Origin of the sequence: Paenibacillus sp. Pae15, assembly GCF_024519685.1 — a bacterium.
Classification (GTDB): domain Bacteria; phylum Bacillota; class Bacilli; order Paenibacillales; family NBRC-103111; genus Paenibacillus_G; species Paenibacillus_G naphthalenovorans.
The window spans coordinates 35,202-56,097 of sequence record NZ_JALJRM010000009.1 but is presented as its reverse complement, the minus strand read 5'-3'; the positions used below and the strand labels follow the sequence as shown (position 1 = coordinate 56,097).

At 51.4% G+C, this 20,896-nt stretch carries 16 protein-coding genes; 12 read left to right on the top strand and 4 right to left on the bottom strand.

Annotation, left to right across the window (positions count from 1 at the left end; all coding sequences use genetic code 11):
• Positions 1–36 precede the first annotated feature (36 nt).
• The 3 genes from argF (at position 37) to argH (ending at position 3,754) form a co-directional block, all read left to right on the top strand.
• Positions 37–993: an ornithine carbamoyltransferase gene (gene argF / locus NR121_RS09765; RefSeq protein WP_062410119.1), complete on the top strand. Its 957-nt coding sequence runs from the start codon at positions 37–39 to the stop codon at positions 991–993.
• A 25-nt stretch (positions 994–1,018) separates the two neighbouring features.
• Positions 1,019–2,260 carry an argininosuccinate synthase gene (locus NR121_RS09760; RefSeq protein ID WP_062410118.1) on the top strand — a complete coding sequence of 414 codons (1,242 nt, stop codon included), beginning with the start codon at positions 1,019–1,021 and terminating at the stop codon, positions 2,258–2,260.
• Positions 2,261–2,338: 78 nt separating this feature from the next.
• The gene (gene argH / locus NR121_RS09755; protein ID WP_062410117.1) at positions 2,339–3,754 is read left to right on the top strand and encodes an argininosuccinate lyase; all 1,416 of its coding nucleotides are present in this window, start codon (positions 2,339–2,341) and stop codon (positions 3,752–3,754) included.
• Between the two features lie 186 nt (positions 3,755–3,940).
• Here argH and NR121_RS09750 read toward each other — a convergent pair whose 3' ends face one another.
• On the bottom strand, positions 3,941–5,413 hold the full coding sequence (locus NR121_RS09750; protein ID WP_256831142.1) for a VanW family protein: 1,473 nt from the start codon (positions 5,411–5,413) through the stop codon (positions 3,941–3,943).
• 343 nt (positions 5,414–5,756) lie between these two features.
• Between NR121_RS09750 and ftsE the strand changes: the two genes are divergently transcribed.
• The 5 genes from ftsE to NR121_RS09725 all read left to right on the top strand — a co-directional run bounded on the left by ftsE (position 5,757) and on the right by NR121_RS09725 (position 11,708).
• Positions 5,757–6,443: a cell division ATP-binding protein FtsE gene (ftsE, locus tag NR121_RS09745; RefSeq protein WP_054817654.1), complete on the top strand. Its 687-nt coding sequence runs from the start codon at positions 5,757–5,759 to the stop codon at positions 6,441–6,443.
• The gene (ftsX, locus tag NR121_RS09740; protein ID WP_054817653.1) at positions 6,433–7,350 is read left to right on the top strand and encodes a permease-like cell division protein FtsX; all 918 of its coding nucleotides are present in this window, start codon (positions 6,433–6,435) and stop codon (positions 7,348–7,350) included. The genes ftsE and ftsX overlap by 11 nt, the downstream gene beginning before the upstream one ends.
• Before the next feature lie 56 nt (positions 7,351–7,406).
• Positions 7,407–8,648 (top strand): murein hydrolase activator EnvC family protein, encoded by a 1,242-nt coding sequence (locus tag NR121_RS09735; RefSeq protein WP_174351630.1) that lies wholly within the window; start codon positions 7,407–7,409, stop codon positions 8,646–8,648.
• Positions 8,649–8,741: 93 nt separating this feature from the next.
• Positions 8,742–10,190 carry a S41 family peptidase gene (locus tag NR121_RS09730; protein WP_256831141.1) on the top strand — a complete coding sequence of 483 codons (1,449 nt, stop codon included), beginning with the start codon at positions 8,742–8,744 and terminating at the stop codon, positions 10,188–10,190.
• Positions 10,191–10,415: 225 nt separating this feature from the next.
• The gene (locus NR121_RS09725; RefSeq protein ID WP_256831140.1) at positions 10,416–11,708 is read left to right on the top strand and encodes a PDZ domain-containing protein; all 1,293 of its coding nucleotides are present in this window, start codon (positions 10,416–10,418) and stop codon (positions 11,706–11,708) included.
• A gap of 77 nt (positions 11,709–11,785) precedes the next feature.
• On the opposite strand, the gene NR121_RS09720 is transcribed toward NR121_RS09725, so the two are convergent.
• Positions 11,786–12,538: a flagellar motor protein MotB gene (locus tag NR121_RS09720; RefSeq protein WP_074729029.1), complete on the bottom strand. Its 753-nt coding sequence runs from the start codon at positions 12,536–12,538 to the stop codon at positions 11,786–11,788.
• Complete coding sequence (locus NR121_RS09715; protein ID WP_074729032.1) at positions 12,522–13,319, bottom strand: flagellar motor protein; 798 nt, start codon at positions 13,317–13,319, stop codon at positions 12,522–12,524. Before NR121_RS09715 ends, NR121_RS09720 begins: the two co-directional genes overlap by 17 nt.
• A gap of 268 nt (positions 13,320–13,587) precedes the next feature.
• Between NR121_RS09715 and uvrB the strand changes: the two genes are divergently transcribed.
• The 3 genes from uvrB to NR121_RS09700 all read left to right on the top strand — a co-directional run bounded on the left by uvrB (position 13,588) and on the right by NR121_RS09700 (position 19,185).
• A complete protein-coding gene (uvrB, locus tag NR121_RS09710) occupies positions 13,588–15,585 on the top strand; it encodes an excinuclease ABC subunit UvrB (protein ID WP_054817652.1) in 1,998 nt (665 codons plus the stop codon).
• 23 nt (positions 15,586–15,608) lie between these two features.
• Complete coding sequence (gene uvrA / locus NR121_RS09705) at positions 15,609–18,491, top strand: excinuclease ABC subunit UvrA (RefSeq protein WP_256831139.1); 2,883 nt, start codon at positions 15,609–15,611, stop codon at positions 18,489–18,491.
• A gap of 478 nt (positions 18,492–18,969) precedes the next feature.
• Positions 18,970–19,185, top strand: a complete 216-nt coding sequence (locus tag NR121_RS09700; protein WP_062410109.1) for a hypothetical protein — start codon at positions 18,970–18,972, stop codon at positions 19,183–19,185.
• A gap of 153 nt (positions 19,186–19,338) precedes the next feature.
• On the opposite strand, the gene NR121_RS09695 is transcribed toward NR121_RS09700, so the two are convergent.
• Positions 19,339–20,307, bottom strand: coding sequence for a sugar phosphate isomerase/epimerase family protein (locus NR121_RS09695; RefSeq protein WP_054820282.1), 969 nt, complete (start codon positions 20,305–20,307; stop codon positions 19,339–19,341).
• A gap of 285 nt (positions 20,308–20,592) precedes the next feature.
• Between NR121_RS09695 and NR121_RS09690 the strand changes: the two genes are divergently transcribed.
• Positions 20,593–20,877, top strand: a complete 285-nt coding sequence (locus tag NR121_RS09690) for a hypothetical protein (RefSeq protein WP_054820281.1) — start codon at positions 20,593–20,595, stop codon at positions 20,875–20,877.
• Positions 20,878–20,896: the final 19 nt, after the last annotated feature.

The following is a 20,896-nucleotide window of genomic DNA, read 5'->3' as shown; positions in this document are numbered from 1 at the left end:
GCTGGTATCACGGATAAACAGAAAGGGGATGTATCCATGCCGGGAGCAACTGAACAGGATATGGCGGTTCAGCTTAAAGGACGCGATTTCATCGGGTTGGTGGATTATGCGCCAGAGGAGATTGAATATTTAATCCATTTGGCGATTGAATTGAAAAAGAAGCAAAAAGCAGGAGAGGTGTACCAGCCGCTCAAAGGAAAGACGCTCGGGATGATTTTCGAGAAGTCTTCCACTCGGACCCGGGTTTCTTTTGAAGTCGGGATGTATCAGCTGGGCGGTCACGCCCTGTTCCTCAGCAAGAACGATCTGCAGATCGGCCGCGGGGAGACGATTCACGATACGGCGCAGACGATGTCTCGGTATCTCGATGGCATTATGATACGTACGTACGCCCACCGCACGGTGATCGAGCTGGCCCGGGGGGCTACCGTCCCTGTGATTAACGGCTTGACGGATCTGTCGCATCCTTGCCAGGCCCTGGCGGATTACCAGACGATCTTTGAGAAAAAAGGCCGTTTGCAAGGGCTCAAAGTAGCTTATATCGGCGACGGGAATAATATGGTACACTCTCTGTTAATGGGTGCGGCTAAGCTCGGCGTGAATTTTGCGGTGGCGACGCCGGAAGGTTATGAGCCGGACAAGGAAGTGCTTGAGATGTCCCGTGATATGGCCTCAAAGATGGGCGCCAGCATCTACGTAGGCACAGATCCCAAGGAAGCGATTGCGGATGCCGATGTCGTATATACGGATGTTTGGGCGAGCATGGGCTTCGAGGCGGAGCAGAAGGAGCGGGAGATCGCGTTCAAGCATTATCAAGTGAACGATGAGCTCGTGAAATACGCGAAAAAGGATTATCTGTTCATGCACTGCCTGCCGGCGCATCGCGGGGAAGAAGTTTCCGAGAGTGTCATTGACGGGCCGAATTCGGTCATTTTCGATCAGGCAGAAAACCGTCTGCACGCGCAAAAAGCGGTCATGGCTGCAATTATGTAGAATTAGCTTAAGGGAGCGGAAACGAATGGCAAAGCAAAAAATTGTTTTGGCGTATTCAGGCGGTTTGGATACGTCGATCATTTTGAAATGGTTGAAGGAAACGTACGATGCGGAAATTATCGCTTTTACAGCCGATATCGGGCAGAAGGAAGAGCTTGACGGACTGGAGGAAAAAGCGCTGAACACAGGCGCCTCCAAGGTGTACATCGATGACCTGCGCGAAGAATTTGCCCGCGACTTTATTTATCCCATGTTTCAGGCGGGTGCGCTGTATGAAGGTCAATACCTGCTCGGCACAAGCATTGCGCGTCCATTGATCGCGAAGCGGATGGTCGAGATCGCCCGTGCGGAAGGCGCTACAGCGATTGCGCACGGCGCTACAGGCAAAGGGAACGACCAGGTTCGTTTCGAGCTGGCGGCTGCTGCATTGACTCCGGACATCGAAGTCATCGCGCCTTGGCGCTTGGAGCAGTTCCGCGAGCAGTTCCCGGGACGCGCAGAAATGATTGCTTATGCGGAAAAGCACGGCATTCCGGTTACGGCATCGGCTTCCAAACCCTATTCGATGGACCGCAATCTGCTTCATATCAGCTATGAGAGCGGCGTATTGGAGGATCCGTGGTTTGATGCCAGCGCACCTTCGAATAAAGACATGTACCTGCTCAGCGTGGATCCGGAGGATGCTCCGGACCAAGCCGAGTATGTCGAGCTGGAATTCGAACAGGGCAACTGTGTAGCCGTAAACGGCGAACGGATGATTCCTCTTCATGTGATGGAAAAGCTTAACGAGCTTGGGGGCAAGCATGGCATAGGCCGCGTGGATATGGTGGAAAACCGCTTTGTCGGCATGAAGAGCCGCGGCGTGTATGAAACACCGGGCGGTGCAATCTTGTTTACCGCGCACCGCAAAATGGAGTCGCTCACGATGGACCGCGAAGTCATGCATTTGCGTGACTCGCTGATTTCGCGTTACGCATCGCTCGTGTACAACGGCTTCTGGTTCGCGCCGGAGCGTCTGGCTTTACAGGCGCTCGTGACCGAAAGCCAGAAGAACGTAAGCGGTACGGTTCGTCTCAAGCTGTACAAGGGCAATGTCATTGCTGCCGGCGTGAAGAGTCCGGTGAGCTTGTACAATCCGAACATTGCGACGATGGAAGCCGATCCGACGCAGGCTTACAATCAAGGCGACGCTACCGGCTTTATCCGCCTGAATGCGCTGCGTTTGCGCGTCGCTTCCGGCGTAGAGCAGCAGAAAGCAGGAAAATAAATTGCAATGCGGTTAAGAGCTTAGGGTTTTCCGCCTTTGGAAAGCCCTAAGCCTATATATATGAGGAGGGGCAATGTTGTGTCTAAGCTTTGGGGTGGACGTTTTACGAAAAAAACAGACCAACTGGTGGAAGAATATACGGCTTCAATCCTGTTCGATAAGGAACTCGCTGAGGAGGACATTCAAGGCAGCCTTGCGCACGTGACGATGCTGGGTAAATGCGGGATTCTTCCGGAGGAGGACGTAGACAAAATCAAAGACGGTCTGCTGAAGGTACAGGGCATGATTCGCCGCGGTGAACTGGAGTTCTCGATCAGCGATGAGGATATCCATATGAACATTGAGAAGGCATTGATCGATGAGGTCGGTTCCGTCGGCGGTAAGCTTCATACCGGGCGCAGCCGGAATGACCAGGTAGCGACGGATATGCACCTGTGGCTGCGCAAGCGCGTCGTCGAATTTGTCGGGCTTTTGAACAAAGTGCAGGAGGCGCTTATCGAGCAGGCCAAACAAAACCTGGATACGATTGTGCCGGGCTACACACATTTGCAGCGGGCGCAGCCGATCTTGTTCGCTCATCATCTGATGGCGTATGTTTCGATGTTCCAGCGGGATATCGAGCGTTTGCAGGAAAGCTACAAACGCGTCAACATGCTGCCGCTTGGGGCCGGGGCTCTGGCCGGGACGACATTCCCGATCGACCGCCATTTTGTTGCGCAAAAGCTCGGTTTCGACGGGGTATACGAAAATTCGCTTGATGCGGTTAGCGATCGCGACTTTATTCTTGAGTTTTTGTCGAACGCTTCGATGATTATGATGCATTTGTCGCGGCTTAGCGAGGAATTCGTGCTGTGGTCCAGTACCGAGTTCCGTTTCATCGAGCTGGACGACGCCTTCTGTACCGGAAGCAGCATTATGCCGCAGAAGAAAAATCCGGACGTGGCCGAGCTTGTGCGCGGCAAAACGGGCCGTGTGTACGGCAATCTGTTTGGTCTCCTGACGGTACTCAAGTCGCTCCCGCTGGCCTACAACAAGGACATGCAGGAAGACAAGGAGGGCATGTTCGACACGGTTCGCACCCTGCAGGGCGCTTTGCAGCTGTACGCTCCGATGATTGCCACGATGAAGGTGAACAAGGATCGGATGCGGCAAGCGGTGAACCAGGACTTCTCCAATGCGACCGATATCGCCGATTATTTGGTGAACAAGGGCATGCCGTTCCGTCAAGCGCATGAAGTGATCGGCAAAACGGTGCTCTATTGCATTCAAAATCAAAAGTACCTGCTTGACCTGAAGCTGGAGGAGTTTCATCAATTCTCCAAGCTGTTCGATCAGGATATTTACACCGTACTGCAGCCGGAGAGCGTCGTGAACGCGCGGAACGTATACGGCGGAACGGCGGAGGCTCAGGTGGCCGGGGCGATCGAGCGTGCGGAAGCCGCTCTGGCCGGATCGAACGCATGGTTTGAAGAGTATTACGAGAAAAGCAGATAATAGCGGAAATCGTTTAACGGGGCGCCCCGGCCGGATCATTGGCCGATGGGCGCCCCATCAATGTGCCGGCAAGGTCGTTCCAGGCGTGTACTGCGGCTGCTTGCCGGATCACGGAGCAGGGGGGCATAAACGTCAGCCAAGCGCCTCGGCCGGTGTAATGCTTTCAAGTCATTAGAGCCCGATCTTCTACCGGAAATGGGGACCCTGGACGCCATCCTCGATCAAAAGCTTGGGCTTGTCGGCCCCGGGAGCTAGCGAAGAACGGTCGCTTGCGCCCGTTCCGCTATTGGAGGCGATGATCGTGGGCTGAGCGGTATAGGTGTCGCGCGAAAGCTTCTCTTTGGAAACCAATCTGCCGTTTTGTTTCTTGTAGCGATAGGTTTCGACGATATAACCGGGCTTACCTTTGGATATTGTCTCCTGTACACCGATTTTCAGGGAAGGATTCAGCACGTATTTGACTGGAGGAGCAAGCGTCGCCACCGTTTCCGATTTGACCTCATACGTGATGTCCGGCGGTGTTTGGCCGAATAACTTCACTGTCAGGCTGTGACGGTCCGTTGCTGTTCGGATGAGCACTGCATGCTCCGTGCTGTTGCGGAACTTGAAATTGATATGTCCGCTTGCAAAGGTAGCATCCTGACCCAGCGGTACATAGCTGACCGGCAGGGAGTGGTTTCGCCGTTCCACGACGGTAAGCCCGGCTCTCAGTACGGCGTTGTACAGCGTGGACGATACTTGGCATATGCCGCCGCCGATGCCGGGGACGAGCTTGCCATTGACAATGACCGGCGCTTCCTTGAAGCCGAACCGTTTTTCCGTTTGCTCGATATAAGGAGCATAGTCGAACACTTCACCTGGCTTTAGCAGGACATCCTGAAGCGAAGCTGCCGTAGACCGGACGTTGTGAACCCGGCCTTCACTGCTGGCGGCGGGTGACTGGGTATTGGGGAAATTCGTTGTAAATTCACTGATTTTTCGAATGATTCCCTGCTCCTGCAGCGTACGCAGCGTAATTTGGGGATCTACGGTCCGCATGGGAACATCTAAGGAAAGCGGCTGATTCTCCGATCCGCACAGCGTCTCCCAGGAAGAGAGTAACTTTTCCAGCTGCTCCTTCAATTTCTCTTCGTCGATGTGCTGTACCCGGATTTCCGGGATGTGACGAATCGTGTCATCCGGTCCAATCACCCGTCGGGCATTGATCGGCTGACGGGCATATACCTCGCGGAAGGCCTCCTTCAAGGCTCCTTGCACTTTCTCTTCCGGGAAGCGGGGAATCAGCGTCAACACCTCATGACGAAGGCGCCAGCGATAAACCGCCCGCTGAAAAGGCGATCCGTAGGTTAGCGGCTCGAGCCGGGCAAGCACCTCCTGCGTGTTCATTTCCAGTCCGAGCTGCTGCAGCGTACGTTCAGCGGACAGGCGTCCACCTTCGACATGTAACCGAATTTTGAATGCCGAAAGGCTTTTCTTTTTTTCCTCCAACTGCTTTTCGAATTCGGGCAGGGTCAGACCGCCGATGACCCAATCTCCGACCCTCACATCGCTTGGAATGCGCTGCAGCGAGCCATAGACGGCAACGGTCAGGAAGGCGGATAAGGATAGTGTCAGGACACTAATCCACAGCCAGACCAGACGTGAATTTGTAAAGGCCATCCCCAGATCTCCTTTTTTGAAAGCTCAACCGTTTCCCTTCATAAATTATGCGGCCAAGCCCAAAAACTTGCCTCAAACATCACGGGCCTGGCTTAGAGCCGCGGCGTCGGAAGATGACGGGTTATGCCCGGAATCGTCGAATTGGCGATCGGCCTGCTCATAAATAACGGACGATACAACAATTTTTTTGATGAATGTGACAATCTGTAGAAAATCAAAACTGTATAAAGGATTTTGCGTTTCTATGTCGAACTTAATAAGTCTGGTAGAAATCTGTCCTTCTTCCTAGCTCAAGCTTGCCCGTTGAATGGGGTAAAACTCGCAAAATTCAGGATGTGATACCGTGATCGAAATGCAAGACGTTTGGAAGACATATCCAGACGGAAGTCACGCCTTACAAGGCATCAGCGTCAAGGTAGACCAAAGCGAATTTGTTTATGTCGTTGGCCCGTCCGGTGCCGGCAAATCGACTTTCATGAAAATGATTTATAGGGAAGAAAGGCCTACCAAAGGAACAATTTTCGTGAATGGCTTCAATTTGGAAAAGCTGAAACAGCGCAAAATCCCGTATGTCAGACGAAATATTGGCGTCATTTTCCAGGATTTTCGTCTGCTGCCCAAACTTACGGTATTTGAGAACGTGGCTTTTGCGATGGAGGTTATTGAGGCGCCCAAGAAAGTCATCAAGAAGCGTACGCTCGAGGTGCTCGAGCTGGTCCGCCTGAAAGATAAAGCAAACTCGCTTCCGACACAACTGTCTGGAGGGGAACAGCAGCGCGTGGCTATTGCCCGGGCAATAGTCAACAAGCCATCAGTCATTATTGCCGATGAACCGACAGGAAACCTCGACCCTGACACATCGTGGGAAATCATGAAACTGATGGAGGAGATTAACTTTCGTGGAACCACGATTGTGATGGCAACACACAACAGAGAAATCGTCAATACGATACGCAAGAGGGTACTGGCTATCGAGTCCGGCAGGATCGTGCGTGATCAAGCGAGGGGTGAATACGGCTATGAAGATTAGCACGGCCGTAAGGCATCTGCGGGAGGGCGGAAAGAATGTCATCCGCAACGGTTGGATGTCGTTCGCTTCGATCAGTTCGATTGCCATTTCTTTGTTTATTTTAGGAGTTTTTCTGCTGTTAACGCTGAATGTTAATTTCCTGGCCCAGCAAATCGAACAGCAGGTGGAAATTCGCGTTTACATGGAAGTGAACACGCCCGATCATGAAATCAATCTGCTTCAGAGCCAAATTGCGGCTATTCCGCAAGTCAATAAAGTCACTTTCGTATCCAAAGAAGAAGGACTTGTCTTTCTTCGGGAAAAGCTTGGCGAGAGCGGCCGCCAACTGCTTGAAGGCTTTGACGGGGATAACAACCCGCTGAACGACTCGTTTACCGTCGAGGTATCGGAGCCCAGACAAGTGGCCGCTGTGGCACAGCAAATCAGCAGTCTCAATAACGGCAAGCCGGAAAAACCGATTCAGCGCGTCAGCTATGGCCAAGGAACAGTGGAAACGATGTTCAAAATCACGTCCATTGTCCGCAACATAGGGCTTGTTATTGTCGTCGGGCTGGCTCTGACCGCCATGTTCCTTATCGCCAATACCATCAAACTGACGATTGTGGCCCGCCGGCGCGAGATATCGATTATGAAGCTGGTTGGGGCTACCAATGCTTTTATCCGGTGGCCGTTCTTTATTGAAGGGGCGCTGCTCGGTATGATCGGTTCGTTAATCCCTGTAGTCATTCTGCTCTACGGTTATTGGCAGATGATGCAGTCGATTCAACTCGATTTGAACCTGATGCTCATCGAATTGCTTCCTTTTGAAAGCATCCGTTGGGAAACCGCGGGTCTCTTGATCGGCATAGGTGTTTTGATTGGCATATGGGGCAGTACGATTTCCGTTCGGAAATTTTTGAAGGTATAACGGTTAAAACCACCAAGACTTGACTGAGATGATGAAGAGTCGGAGGAGGAGCTGTATTGAAGAAGTCTCTACTGCCACTTGTCGCAGCTGCCGGTTTATTGGGCACCTTGCTTGTACCGCAGTCCGGTTTTGCTCTATCGGAGTCGCAGCGGATTCAGCAGGAACTCAATCAGTTGAAAAAAACAAAATCGGCTATTCAGCAAAAAGCTGCGCAAACGGAAAAGCAAATCGCACAAGTACAGCAGGAGAAGCAGCAGACCGCAAATGATCTCAATACCATTTTGCAGCAAATCGATTCAACGAACAAAAAGCTGAATGAGCTGCAGGACCAGGAGGACAAGGTCACCGCTTCGCTTGAGGAAAATGCCGCCCAGCTGGATGAAGCCGAAGCGCGCATTACTTCCCGAGACCAAATGCTCAAATCGCGATTGCGGCTTATGTATATGAACGGCGTTGTCTCTTATGTCGATGTATTGCTCAGCTCGACCAATTTTACCGATTTTCTCGACAGGCTGTATGCGCTGAAGTCCATCGTAAATCAGGATAAGGAAATATTGGAAGCGAACAAGCGCGATCGCGATCTCGTTGCGGAAAAGCGCAAAGTCATTGAAAAGCAGTTTGCTGAGATTGCCAATTTAATCGCTCAATCGACGGCGATCAAAGCGGAGCTTGAAGTCAAAGAAAAGGAGAAGCAAGTCAAAATCGCGAGCTTGTCCGATCAGGAGCGAATACTTGAAGATATCAGCCAGGAAGAAGAGCGGCAAATGCTGAAGTTAGCCAGGGAGGAAGCGGCGAAGCAGCGGTCGTACCAGCAGGCAAGGGCAAGGGAGCTGGAGCAGCAAAGAGCGGCATCAGCGTCCAAGCAGGGTCAAAATTACGCTCCGGCATACACCTACAGCGGAGGTAAGTTTGCCTATCCGCTGCCGAATGTCGTTCGGATGTCATCCGATTTCGGAACGCGTACCGACCCGTTCACAGGACGCAAAACAACGCACAGCGGAATTGATCTTCCTGCCCCGGCCGGCACGAGTATTCTGGCTGCAGAAGATGGTGTAGTCATTTTGGCTGGTTGGTGGAGCGGCTACGGAAATACGGTCATTATCGATCATGGCAAAGGTGTCTGGACATTGTATGGACACATCCGTAACGATGGTATTGTTGTCAAGAAAGGCGATTCCGTCAAACGCGGGCAGAAGATTGCCGAAGTCGGCTCTACGGGCCGGTCTACGGGAAACCATCTGCATTTTGAAGTGCGGGTTAATGAATCGACTGTCGATCCAAAGCCGTATTTGCGCTAATCCAGCTGTTCATAAATAGGCAGAGCTTGTCATACACTAAAAAGACAAGTTTTGTAAGAAGCAGGGAACAGCAAAGGCGGTGTGGAAACGGAAATGAATTTCAAAGGGCGAACGGTACTGGTATTCGTTTTGTTGTCGATGTTTGCCGGCAGCATTATGACGCTTACGATAGTGCATCCGTCCATTTTTGCTTCGGTCGGGAAGGAAGCGGGACTGCAGACGGATGTTCAATCGGGGCTGACGGGCAAGGATATCTCCAAGATCGCAAAAACGTACCAGTTGATTGAGAGCAAGTTTTTAACGGAGGTTGATCGCGAGAAGGTCGTGAACGGGGCCATTAACGGCATGCTGTCCACACTGGAGGATCCGTTTACGGTGTACATGGATCAAAAGGAAGCGGAGCAGTTTGATGAGAATATCACCTCATCGTTCCAGGGAATTGGCGCGGAAGTGACCTCTGAGGACGGAAAAGTGGTCATTGTCGCCCCGATTAAAGGGTCTCCCGCGGAAAGGGCGGGACTGCATGCCAATGACGTCATCGTTTCGGTGAACGGTGAGAAGCTCGAGGGACTGTCCCTGAACCAGGCGATTATGAAAATTCGCGGTCCGAAGGGGACGCAGGCCAAGCTCGAGATTTTGAGAAGCGGGTCGCCCGAACCGATACCTGTCATCGTCGTACGTGACGACATCGATGTGGAGACGGTCTATGCGGAGATGCTTCCGGGACAGATCGGGAAAATCGAAATTCGTCAATTTGCAACCAATACGGCCGAACATTTTAAAGATGAATTGAAAAAATTGGAAGATCAAGGCATGAAAGGCCTGATTATTGATGTAAGAAACGATCCGGGGGGCTTTCTCTCGGCGGTGGTGGAAATCGTAGAGCCTTTCATCCCTAAAGGCAAGACGATCGTTCAAATCGAAAACCGAAAGGGAGAACGTGAAGAAACGAAGTCCCAGGGGACAGGAAAACCTTATCCGGTTTCGGTGCTGATTAATAAAGGCAGCGCCAGCGCATCGGAAATATTGGCCGGAGCACTTCACGATTCGGCAGGAAGCAAGCTGATCGGCGAAAACACCTTCGGCAAAGGTACGGTACAAGTGAACTTCGAGAAGGAAATGGGTGACGGCAGCAATATCAAGATGACCGTCTATAAATGGCTGACGCCAAACGGGACATGGATTCATAAGAAAGGAATCGAACCCAATATTGCCGTAGAACAGCCGGCCTATTTCAAGGTTGCACCGCTCAGTAAAAAAGAGACGCTGAAGCCGGATATGAACAACGAGGACATCAAAAATCTGCAGATCATGCTGCAGGGGTTGGGCCTGAATCCCGACCGTACGGACGGGTACTTTAGCGACAAAACGGCTCTCGCAGTCAAAGCGTTCCAGCGGATGAACAACCTTCCGGTGACCGGGGAAGTAGATACGGCCACGGCCGGAAAGCTGGAGAAAGCAATTTTGGAAGCGATCCGCGATACCAAGAACGATCTGCAGCTGAAGGCAGCCGTGGAGCATATGCATTCGGTCATCAAATAGGCATTCGGCGGTTTTCGATGTCGGCAAATTCCGGTCGATGGCAGGAAAAGCGAAATCGGCGTCGAAATGGTATTAAGAAGGCGGGCTTGAGGAATGAAGCCCGGCCTTCTTGTCTTTATGTTTCAGAAAAGATGTCGGCATGGTGCAAGACATCAAGATGACAAACGCTCGTGTTCTTCAAAGAACACCGGAGCCGTTTATCCTTATTTGGCGAAGGAGCAGGCCATGAATTGGGTTATGGAATTGGGCGTTCAAGGGCTTCATGCTCTGTTGCAATTGTTCATGCACCCATTTTATTACGCAGGAATATTGTTTATCCTCTTACAATACCGCAGGCAAATTGCGTTTGAACGCAAGCTTTTCTCCACTAAGCTTCACTCGCTTCTTTCGGAGACCTGGCGAACCGTACTGTGGGGATGGATCGGCGGCATCGCCGCTTCTGTTGTCATGGCGGGAGTGGGAGCAACGATCGAACCTGAAGCGGTAATTCTGATCTGGTTGATCTCTTTGCTGCTGATTTTGATACGCGTGCGGTTTTTGTGCTGGGCTTACGCTATCGGCGTCATCGGCGTGCTTCAGGCGATTGTATTGGCGGTTCCGGCTTTGCAGGACAGCAGTGCGTCCTGGGCTTGGTTCACGGCACCATTGCTTGCAGTGAATATGCCGTCCATGCTGGCGCTTATTGCCATACTCCATTTGGTCGAGGCGATGCTTATACGCCGTCAGGGAGCGCGATTCGGTACGCCGATGTTTTTCGAGAGCAAGCGGGGTAAAATCGTCGGCGGATACCAGCTTCAAGGATTTTGGCCGGTGGCGCTGTTTTTGCTGGTACCCGTGCAGAACGGCGGAGTTGGACCGCTTCCGTGGACACCGCTGCTTGGGGGAGATTTATGGAATAGCGGCTGGACCGTCATTGGCTTTCCCGTTATGATCGGTTTTACGGAGATGACCATGTCAAGGCTTCCGAAGGAAAAGGTCAAGGTCAGCTCAAATTGGCTTGTGTTGTATTCCGCAGCGCTGCTGCTGCTTGCGGGAATGACAGCACTGTGGCCTGCGCTCACGGCTGCCGCCTGCTTGCTGTGCATTGCCATGCACGAAGCGTTGATCGCCTACAGCCGCTGGGATGAAGCAAAGAGAACTCCATTGTTCGTACACAGCAGCAAGGGCCTTAAAATATTGGGGATTTTGCCTGGTAGTCCGGCTGAGGAAATGGGGCTTGTCGTGGGGGAAATCGTTCATAAAGTGAACGGTGTGCCTGTACGAACCAAACAAGAGCTTCATCTGGCCATGCAGCAAAATTCGGCCTTCTGTAAGCTGGAGGTATTGAATTTGGCGGGAGAGAGCAAATTTTTGAAACGGGCGGTGTTCTCCGGGGATCATCATCAACTGGGAATCATTCTGGCTCCGGATCAGGACGCGTTATACTACGCGGAGGAGAAGCAGACCTCGATTTGGGCCTACTTTAGGCGTAAACCTGCAGGCTTGAATAACAATAAGCGAAATTCAGAGTCGATGTAAGAAAAAGAAACGTAAGAAAGGCGTTCCTAATCTCCTGCTGCAGCAGGGGCTGGAAACGCCTTTCGGTGTTCATGCCTTCAAGGGGTCGATTTTTCCCTCAGCACGACGATTTCTACGCGACGGTTTTTGGCGCGGTTCTCCGGCGTGTTGTTATCCGCCACCGGCCGGGTATCCGCATACGAGGTCGAAATAAACTTTTTTTCGTCAAGTTTTGCATGATTGACGAAATAGCGCAGAACCGATAATGAACGGGCTTGGGATAATCCCCAATTATCCCGAAAGACCGAACCGGTCGCCAGCGGCAGATTGTCCGTATGTCCTTCGATACTAATGGTCGCATCCAGCGAAGGGAACAGACTTGCCAGCTGATTCAGGATCGGGAAAGCGGCGGGCTTCAGCTCGGCGTTGCCCAGATCGAACAGGAACAGGTCGTTTAACGTAATGGCGACCCCCCGAGGAGTGTCGGCCGCTGAAATTTGGGTCTGAAGCTGGTGTTCATCGATATAGGCTTGAATTTGCTCCAGCAAATTCTCAAGCTGCTTTTCTTCATGCTCTTTTTCCTGCTGCTCGCGCTTCGTTTCGTCCGATCCGCCTTTGGCCGGGTTGGCTGCACCCATGACACCTTCCCCCTGCTGCATGATCGAATCGGCTTTGAGAAATTCCGATTTCAGCGCCTGCGACAATACATCATATTTCTTGGCATCTATTTTACTCATGGCGTACATCACGACAAAGAAAATCAGCAGCAGCGTAATCAAATCGGCATATGTGATCAGCCAGCGTTCATGATTCTCATGCTGCTGGTGTTTGCGCCTATTTCTCCTCGCCATCGCTGTCACCTACACTTGCGCCTTCAACGGTTTTGTTCTCCCGATGAAGGAAGGAATTCAGTTTTTTCTTGATCAGCTGGGGATTTTCTCCGGCTTGGAGCGCCAAAATACCCTCAAGCATTAGTTCCATTACAGCGATAGTTTCTTTGCTGCGGGTTTTGATTTTGTTGGCAATCGGCAGGTAAATCACATTGGCTGTAGCAACGCCATATAACGTAGCGGAGAAGGCAATGGCGATCGCAGGACCCAGAGAACCGGGATCGGACAGGTTCCCGAGAACATGGATAAGACCCATCACGGTTCCGATAATTCCCATGGTCGGCGCGAAGCCTCCCGCCGCTTCGAACATTTTGGCCCAGCCTTCGTGCCGGTGTTCCAGCGCGTCCATTTCCAGCTCGAGAATCTGCCGTGTTAATTCGGGATCGGTTCCGTCAACGACCATGACCAGACCCTCCCGCAGAAATTCGTTCGGGTGCTCCAACGCCCGCTGCTCCAGAGAGAGAACGCCTTCTCTTCTCGCGGAGGTAGCCATGTCGACAAGCTCTTCTATGATCAACGAAGAATCGGTTTTGGATTCTTTGAAGGCCATATTCAGGGCCTTGCCGATTTGTTTTAACTGGGACATCGGAAAGCTGACAATGACCGCACCGATCGTGCCCCCGATGACAATTAATGCCGCGCTGGGGACGAATAGCGCCTCTACATGCCCTCCGTCCCAGATGTACCCTCCGATCAAAGCTCCTAAACCGATAAGAATTCCAAGAACTGCAGTGATATCCATGATTGGTTCCACCCCTAGATTTTCTTGTATAATAGCCATATCGCGGTTGATTGGTTTAGCGGTGTAAACGTTCCTCATTGGAAAAAGAGGAAATGGAAGCCATTTGCAACAAAGAGGGAAAAAAGGTATAATATATGGGAACAAATATTCCTATAGCAAAAATTGTCGGACAGCATCGAATCTGTGCGTTTGGTGCCTATATATTTCATCGGAAACAGTCAAATAAAAGTTTATATAGAGAACTCTTTTCCATGAAGCGGGTGATGAGATGAACGAGGTAGTGGTAAGCGATAAGAAGTTTCAGCTGGTATCGGAATTCGAGCCTCAGGGAGACCAGCCGGAAGCGATCAGGCGTCTGGTGGAAAGCATTCGTTCGGGACAGAAACACCAAACACTGCTAGGAGCGACGGGCACAGGCAAAACGTTTACGGCGGCTCATGTTATTGCCCAGTTGAACCGGCCTACACTGCTGATTGCTCACAATAAGACGCTCGCTGCGCAGTTATGCAGCGAGCTGCAGGAGTTTTTCCCGAATAATGCAGTATCGTATTTTGTAAGCTACTATGACTATTATCAGCCCGAGGCGTATATCCCGTCGACAGACACTTACATCGAGAAGGATTCCAGCATCAACGAAGAAATTGATAAGCTGCGGCACTCCGCTACGAGTTCCTTGTTTGAACGCAGAGATGTGATCATCGTGGCCAGCGTGTCCTGTATTTTCGGTCTCGGTTCGCCAATGGAGTATCGCAATTTGGTTTTGTCGCTGCGGGTGGGGATGGAACGCTCCCGCAATGAAATTTTGCATCGGTTGATCGATATTCAATATCAGAGAAATGATTTTAACTTTGTCCGCGGCACATTCCGTGTCCGCGGTGATGTCATTGAAATATTCCCGGCTTCACGGGGGGAACAGGCGGTTCGCATCGAGTTATTCGGAGACGAGATCGAACGGATTACGGAGATCGACGTGCTAACGGGCGAAATTATCGGCCAACGGGATCACATCGCCATTTTTCCGGCATCGCACTTCGTAACCCACGAGGATAATATGAAGCGGGCGCTCGTCAATATTGAACGGGAGCTGGAGGAACGGCTGGCCGAGCTGAGAGGACAGGGTAAGCTGCTGGAAGCCCAGCGGCTGGAGCAGCGTACACGCTATGACATTGAGATGATGCAGGAAATGGGCTTTTGCTCGGGCATTGAGAACTATTCCGGTCCGCTGACATTCCGCGAACGCGGAGCCACACCATACACGCTGCTGGATTATTTTCCGGACGATATGCTGATCATCGTTGATGAATCCCATGTCACGCTTCCGCAGATTCGGGGCATGTACAACGGCGACAGGGCGCGCAAGGAAGTATTGGTGGAGCACGGCTTCCGGCTTCCGTCGGCGCTGGATAACCGGCCTCTCCGATTCGAAGAATTCGAACAAAAGATCAATCAGATCTTATATATATCGGCTACGCCGGGACCGTACGAAATCGAGCACTGTCCGGAAATGGTCGAGCAAATCATCCGGCCCACCGGACTGGTGGATCCGGAGATCGACGTCAGACCCACGAAGGGCCAAATCGACGATCTGGTCGGAGAAATTCAGGACCGCATCAAGAAGGACGAACGCGTGCTGGTGACGACGCTGACTAAGAAAATGGCGGAAGATTTAACCGACTATCTCAAAGAAATCGGCATCAAGGTGCGCTACCTGCATTCGGATATCAAGACGCTGGAGCGCATGCAAATCTTACGGGAACTGCGGCTTGGCGTATTCCACGTGCTGGTAGGGATCAACCTATTACGGGAAGGACTTGACCTTCCGGAGGTGTCGCTGGTGGCCATACTCGATGCGGATAAGGAAGGCTTTCTTCGCGCCGAACGATCGCTTATTCAGACGATTGGCCGCGCTGCACGGAACGCGAACGGTCGTGTCATCATGTACGGCGATAAGATCACAGACTCCATGGCCAAAGCGATTCAAGAAACCGAACGCCGCCGCCGCATTCAGATGGCATATAACGAAAAGCACGGCATAACGCCGCAAACGATACAAAAGAAAGTGCGCGATGTGATTGAAGCGACGAAAGTCGCCGAGCAGAAGACGGAATATTTGGCGGATATCAAGCAGACCAAGATGTCCAAGAAGGACCGGATGTCGTTGATCGAACGGTTGGAGAAGGAAATGAAGGAAGCAGCCAAAAACCTGCAGTTCGAACGCGCGGCAGAGCTGCGCGATGCTGTGCTTGAGCTGAAGGCGGAGCTGTAACGAAGGGAAGGGTGGACAGGCGAGTGGCCAGAGACAATATCGTAATTAAAGGCGCAAGAGCGCACAATCTAAAAAATATCGACGTCACCATACCGCGGGATAAGTTCGTCGTACTTACGGGGCTTAGCGGCTCTGGCAAATCTTCGCTAGCATTCGATACGATTTATGCCGAAGGACAGAGACGGTACGTAGAGTCTCTGTCCGCCTATGCACGGCAGTTCCTGGGTCAGATGGATAAGCCGGATGTCGACTCGATCGACGGATTGTCACCCGCCATTTCGATCGACCAGAAAACGACAAGCCGAAATCCGCGTTCCACGGTCGGAACGGTAACCGAAATCTATGATTATCTGCGCCTGCTGTTTGCACGTATTGGACGCCCGCATTGTCCGGTGCACCACATCGAAATTACTTCGCAAACGGTTGAACAAATGGTCGACCGGATCATGGAGTATCCGGAGCGGACAAAGCTGCAAATTTTGGCGCCGATCGTCTCCGGACGCAAAGGCGAGCATACGAAGCTGCTAGCGGAGATTCAAAAGCAGGGCTTTGTACGGGTGCGGGTCAACGGTGAAATCCGGGAGTTATCGGAATCGATTACGCTGGAGAAAAACAAAAAACACAATATTGAAGTCGTTGTCGACCGTATTGTGGTGAAGGCAGATATCGAGACCCGCTTGGCAGACTCATTGGAGACCGCGCTGAAGCTGGCGGAAGGCCGCGTTATCGTCGATGTGATGGAACAGGAGGAGCTCTTGTTCAGCCAAAATTTGGCCTGTCCGGAATGCGGCTTTAGCATCGAGGAGCTGGCGCCGCGGATGTTTTCGTTTAATAGTCCGTTTGGTGCTTGCCCCGAGTGTGACGGTCTCGGACAGAAGATGGTGGTTGACCCCGAGATGCTCGTGCCAAACCCGAAGCTGACGATCCGCGAAGGGGCTTTTGAAGCATGGGCCGGCAGCACCTCCAACTATTACCCGCAGTTTTTGGCGGCCGTGTGCGAACATTACGGAATCCCGCAGGATAAGCCGGTTGCCGAGCTCAGCAAGGACCATATGCAGAAGCTGCTTTACGGAACGGGCGGGGAAAAGGTGCGCTTCCGTTACGAGAATGATTTTGGCCATAAAAAAGAAGCTATGGTCGCCTTTGAGGGAATTGTGCACAACCTGGAGCGCCGTTACCGGGAGACGTTCTCCGACGGCATTCGTGAGCACATCGAAACGTATATGAGCGCGAAGGCTTGCGGCAAATGTAAAGGACACCGTCTGAAGCCTGAGTCGCTCGCAGTCTTCATTAATTCGAAAAACATTTCCGATGTAACGTCGCTGTCCATCGGCGAGGCACAGGAGTGGTTTGAATCGCTCACCCTGACCGACCGGGAGCTGCAGATCGCACACCTGATCCTTAAAGAAATCAAAGCAAGACTCGGTTTCCTGGTGAATGTAGGGCTGGATTATTTAACGCTGCATCGCGCGGCAGGCACCTTATCCGGCGGGGAAGCGCAGCGGATCAGGTTGGCTACGCAAATTGGCTCCAGCTTAATGGGCGTGCTGTATATTCTGGACGAACCGAGCATCGGTCTGCATCAGAGGGACAATGACCGGTTGATCAAGACATTGGAGCACATGCGCGACCTCGGCAATACGCTGATTGTGGTAGAGCATGACGAGGATACGATGCTGGCTGCGGATTATATCATTGACATCGGACCGGGGGCGGGCATTCACGGTGGCAGGGTGATCTCTCAAGGCACGCCGAAAGAGGTCATGGAGGATCCCAACTCCCTGACGGGGCAATATCTGAGCGGCCGCAAGTTTATCCCGATTGCGGCGGAGCGCCGTAAGCCTAACGGCAAGTGGCTGGAAATCCGGGGCGCCAAAGAAAATAATCTGCGGGGTGTGAATGTCAAGATTCCACTGGGCGTGTTCACCTGCGTGACTGGCGTTTCGGGCTCGGGCAAGAGTACGCTGATCAATGAGATTTTGTACAAAACACTGGCCAAAGAGCTAAACGGGGCCAAGGTGCGTCCAGGTGAATATAAGGAGTTTAAAGGGCTGGAGCATATCGATAAAGTCATTGACATCGACCAGTCTCCGATCGGGCGGACGCCCCGTTCCAACCCGGCTACCTATACGGGCGTATTCGACGATATTCGTGATCTTTTCTCGGCGACGAACGAAGCGAAGGTACGGGGCTACAAGAAAGGCCGGTTCAGCTTCAATGTGAAGGGCGGACGCTGCGAGGCTTGCCGCGGCGACGGGATTATCAAAATAGAAATGCATTTTCTGCCGGATGTCTATGTTCCGTGCGAGGTGTGCAAGGGCAAGCGGTACAACCGGGAAACACTGGAGGTCAAATACAAGGGGAAAAGTATCTCGGATGTACTGGAGATGACCATCGAGGACGCCTGCGAGTTCTTTAAAAACATTCCTCGTATCCACAGGAAGCTTCAGACATTGCTGGATGTCGGGCTCGGATATGTGAACCTTGGACAGCCTGCTACGACACTTTCGGGCGGCGAAGCGCAGCGTGTGAAGCTGGCTGCAGAGCTCTACCGGCGCAGTACCGGCAAGACGATCTATATTCTCGATGAACCGACCACAGGCCTGCATATCCACGATATCGACCGTCTGCTTAAAGTGCTGCACCGTTTAGTGGAGAACGGCGATTCCGTACTTGTCATTGAACATAATCTTGATGTGATCAAGACGGCCGATTATATCATCGACCTCGGACCGGAGGGCGGAAATCGCGGAGGAACGATTGTAGCTACCGGTAAACCGGAAGATATCGTAAACGTCGAAGCCTCCTATACGGGCAAGTATTTAAAACCGATTCTTGAACGGGACACCGCCCGTTCGGAGGATTACCGTCAGCGGTTGAAGGAGATGGAAGACGCAGTGGTGTAACGATGCCTTCGGAAGCCATTTATTGAAGGCAGATGACAGGAAGGGCTGACCCTTTAAGTGAAATGCTCACTTATCGGGTTACCCCTTTTTCGTGATGTTCGACTGGACGTTGATAACTTTTTTCCCGTCGATCCCCTTTCGCTGCGGGACTAAATGCCTAACATTGAATTTCGGCATGTCTGAACGTTATAAATATTAGAAGAAATGGACATTTTATATTTACGTGGAAGGTTCAAGAAATCACGGCCGCATTTGACCCTTTTGGGGCGGCACGTCAATGTCTCCGGCATACAACCGGTGAACAGATGATTTTAACGAAATTGAAGTTGGAATTTACCGGTGAAAAGTTGACAATCTTGTTACATTTGAGGTTTTATGCCTTTTGCAAAACGCTCTGCGGATAAAATCGCTTGCACATCCGGACGAGTCAAGATAAGATAGAAACTAAGCATTTTTGTATATTGAAGGAGGTCTCTCCATGTTTTTGGCTGAAGAGGCAGCAGCTACAGCAAGCAAATTTACCGGATTCGATCCATTTGTAATTTTGTTTACGATTATTATCGCCATTGGCTTGGTACGTCTGCTGGCTGCACCTAAGAAGAATCCTTTTGCCATTGGTTTTACGATCGTAAGCTTGTTGGTTTTTTTAACTTTGGACGTTGTCATGGTGATGGGTTGGTTGGGTAAATTGTAAGTATACGTTTCACAAACATAAATAGAGACGTATCAAAGGCAGTGCTCAGGCACTGTTTTTTTTGTTGTTCGAAACTTTCCGTACATCAAAAAATAAGATGCGGTCTCCGCCTGCTGCAGGCCAAGCCGCACCTCTTAGTGATTTTAACCTATGTTATACCCACCACATCTCGCCGAGCGGCTCTTTAATCAGCACTTGCTGCAGATTTTGAACGGCTTTGGTGAAGCCTTCTTCGATCGACATGAGTCCGTCTTCGTGCTCAATGCTGACCACGTAATCGTAGCCCGTGAGACGCAGCGCGCTGATGATATCCGCCCAAGTCTTGATGTCGTGTCCGTAACCAACGGTACGGAACTGCCAAGCACGGTCCAGCATATTCGTGTATGGCTGCATATCGGTTACACCGTAGCGGTTGACGTTGATCGGGTCAATGGTTGTGTCCTTGGCATGGAAATGGTGAATGGCACCGGCACGTCCGAGAATTTGAACCGCTTGCACGGGATCGATGCCTTGCCACCACATATGGCTCGGGTCAAGGTTCGCGCCGATGACCTCCCCTGCCGCTTCGCGGAGACGAAGCAGGGTTGCCGGGGTATGAACGGAGAATCCGCCGTGAAGCTCCAGACCGAACTTGACGCCGCGGTCGGCTGCATACTTACCGGTTTCGGTCCAGTACGGAATGACTTTATTGGTCCACTGCCAGTCCAAAATTTCTTGATAATCCGGCGGCCATGGAGCAACAGGCCAATTCGGATACTTGGCGTCCTCGGAATCTCCAGGGCACCCGGAAAATGTATTGACAACGGGAACCTCCAGTTTTTGCGCGAGATCAACGGTCTTGAGGATCGCCTCATGGTCGGCCTTGGAAATCGCTTTTTGCGGATGCAAAGGATTCGCATGGCAGCTTAAAGCGCTAATGATGAGTCCGCGGGATTCCACCGCTTTTTTGAATTCCTTTAACTTGCTTTCGTCTTTCAGCAGCACGTCAGGATTGCAGTGAGCGTTACCGGGATAGCCTCCCGTACCGAGCTCTACAGCCTCAAGGCCTTGGGCTGCGATGTAATCCAGAGCCTCTTCCAGAGGCTTTTGTTGGAACAATACCGTAAAAACGCCTAATTTCATGGGACACCTCCGAAAAATATTGGAAATGAACGCGTGTACAACATAACGTTCCATCCAAATTATATCATTGAATCCAGGCAACGCAAACTTTTTTAGTTTAGGAAGTAAAAGTTTATCGGTTAGCATAAAAAGGTTCACAATGGACATCATATGTGGAATAAAATGCAATTCGACAAAAAAATTTACAGCGTTCCTGTTTTTTTGCACCCGGCGTAGTTTAATATAAATATTGTTTCATGAAAAACAGTGGTTTGGATAACTGGAATGAAAGGGCTGATCTGAGAGATGAACAAAGACACCCAAATCGTTGAAACGGTCGCCGGGACATGGCTTCGCTTTCCAAACAGCTTCAAAAAGTCTCACTGTCTGGTAGAACTGCCCGATCAGATTTCATTGAACATTAATGTGAAAAACGGTAGCGTGAATGTGTACAAAAAAGACGGAAACCATGTGTACCAGTACATAGGCGATGTCTTTATCTCTTCGACGGGGAATCAGTTGCAATGCTCGGCCGTTTCGGCGCAGAATCCGGAAGAGGACAGATCTTTGCAGCAATCGGATGCCAGCTGAAAACGAATGAGCTTAAACA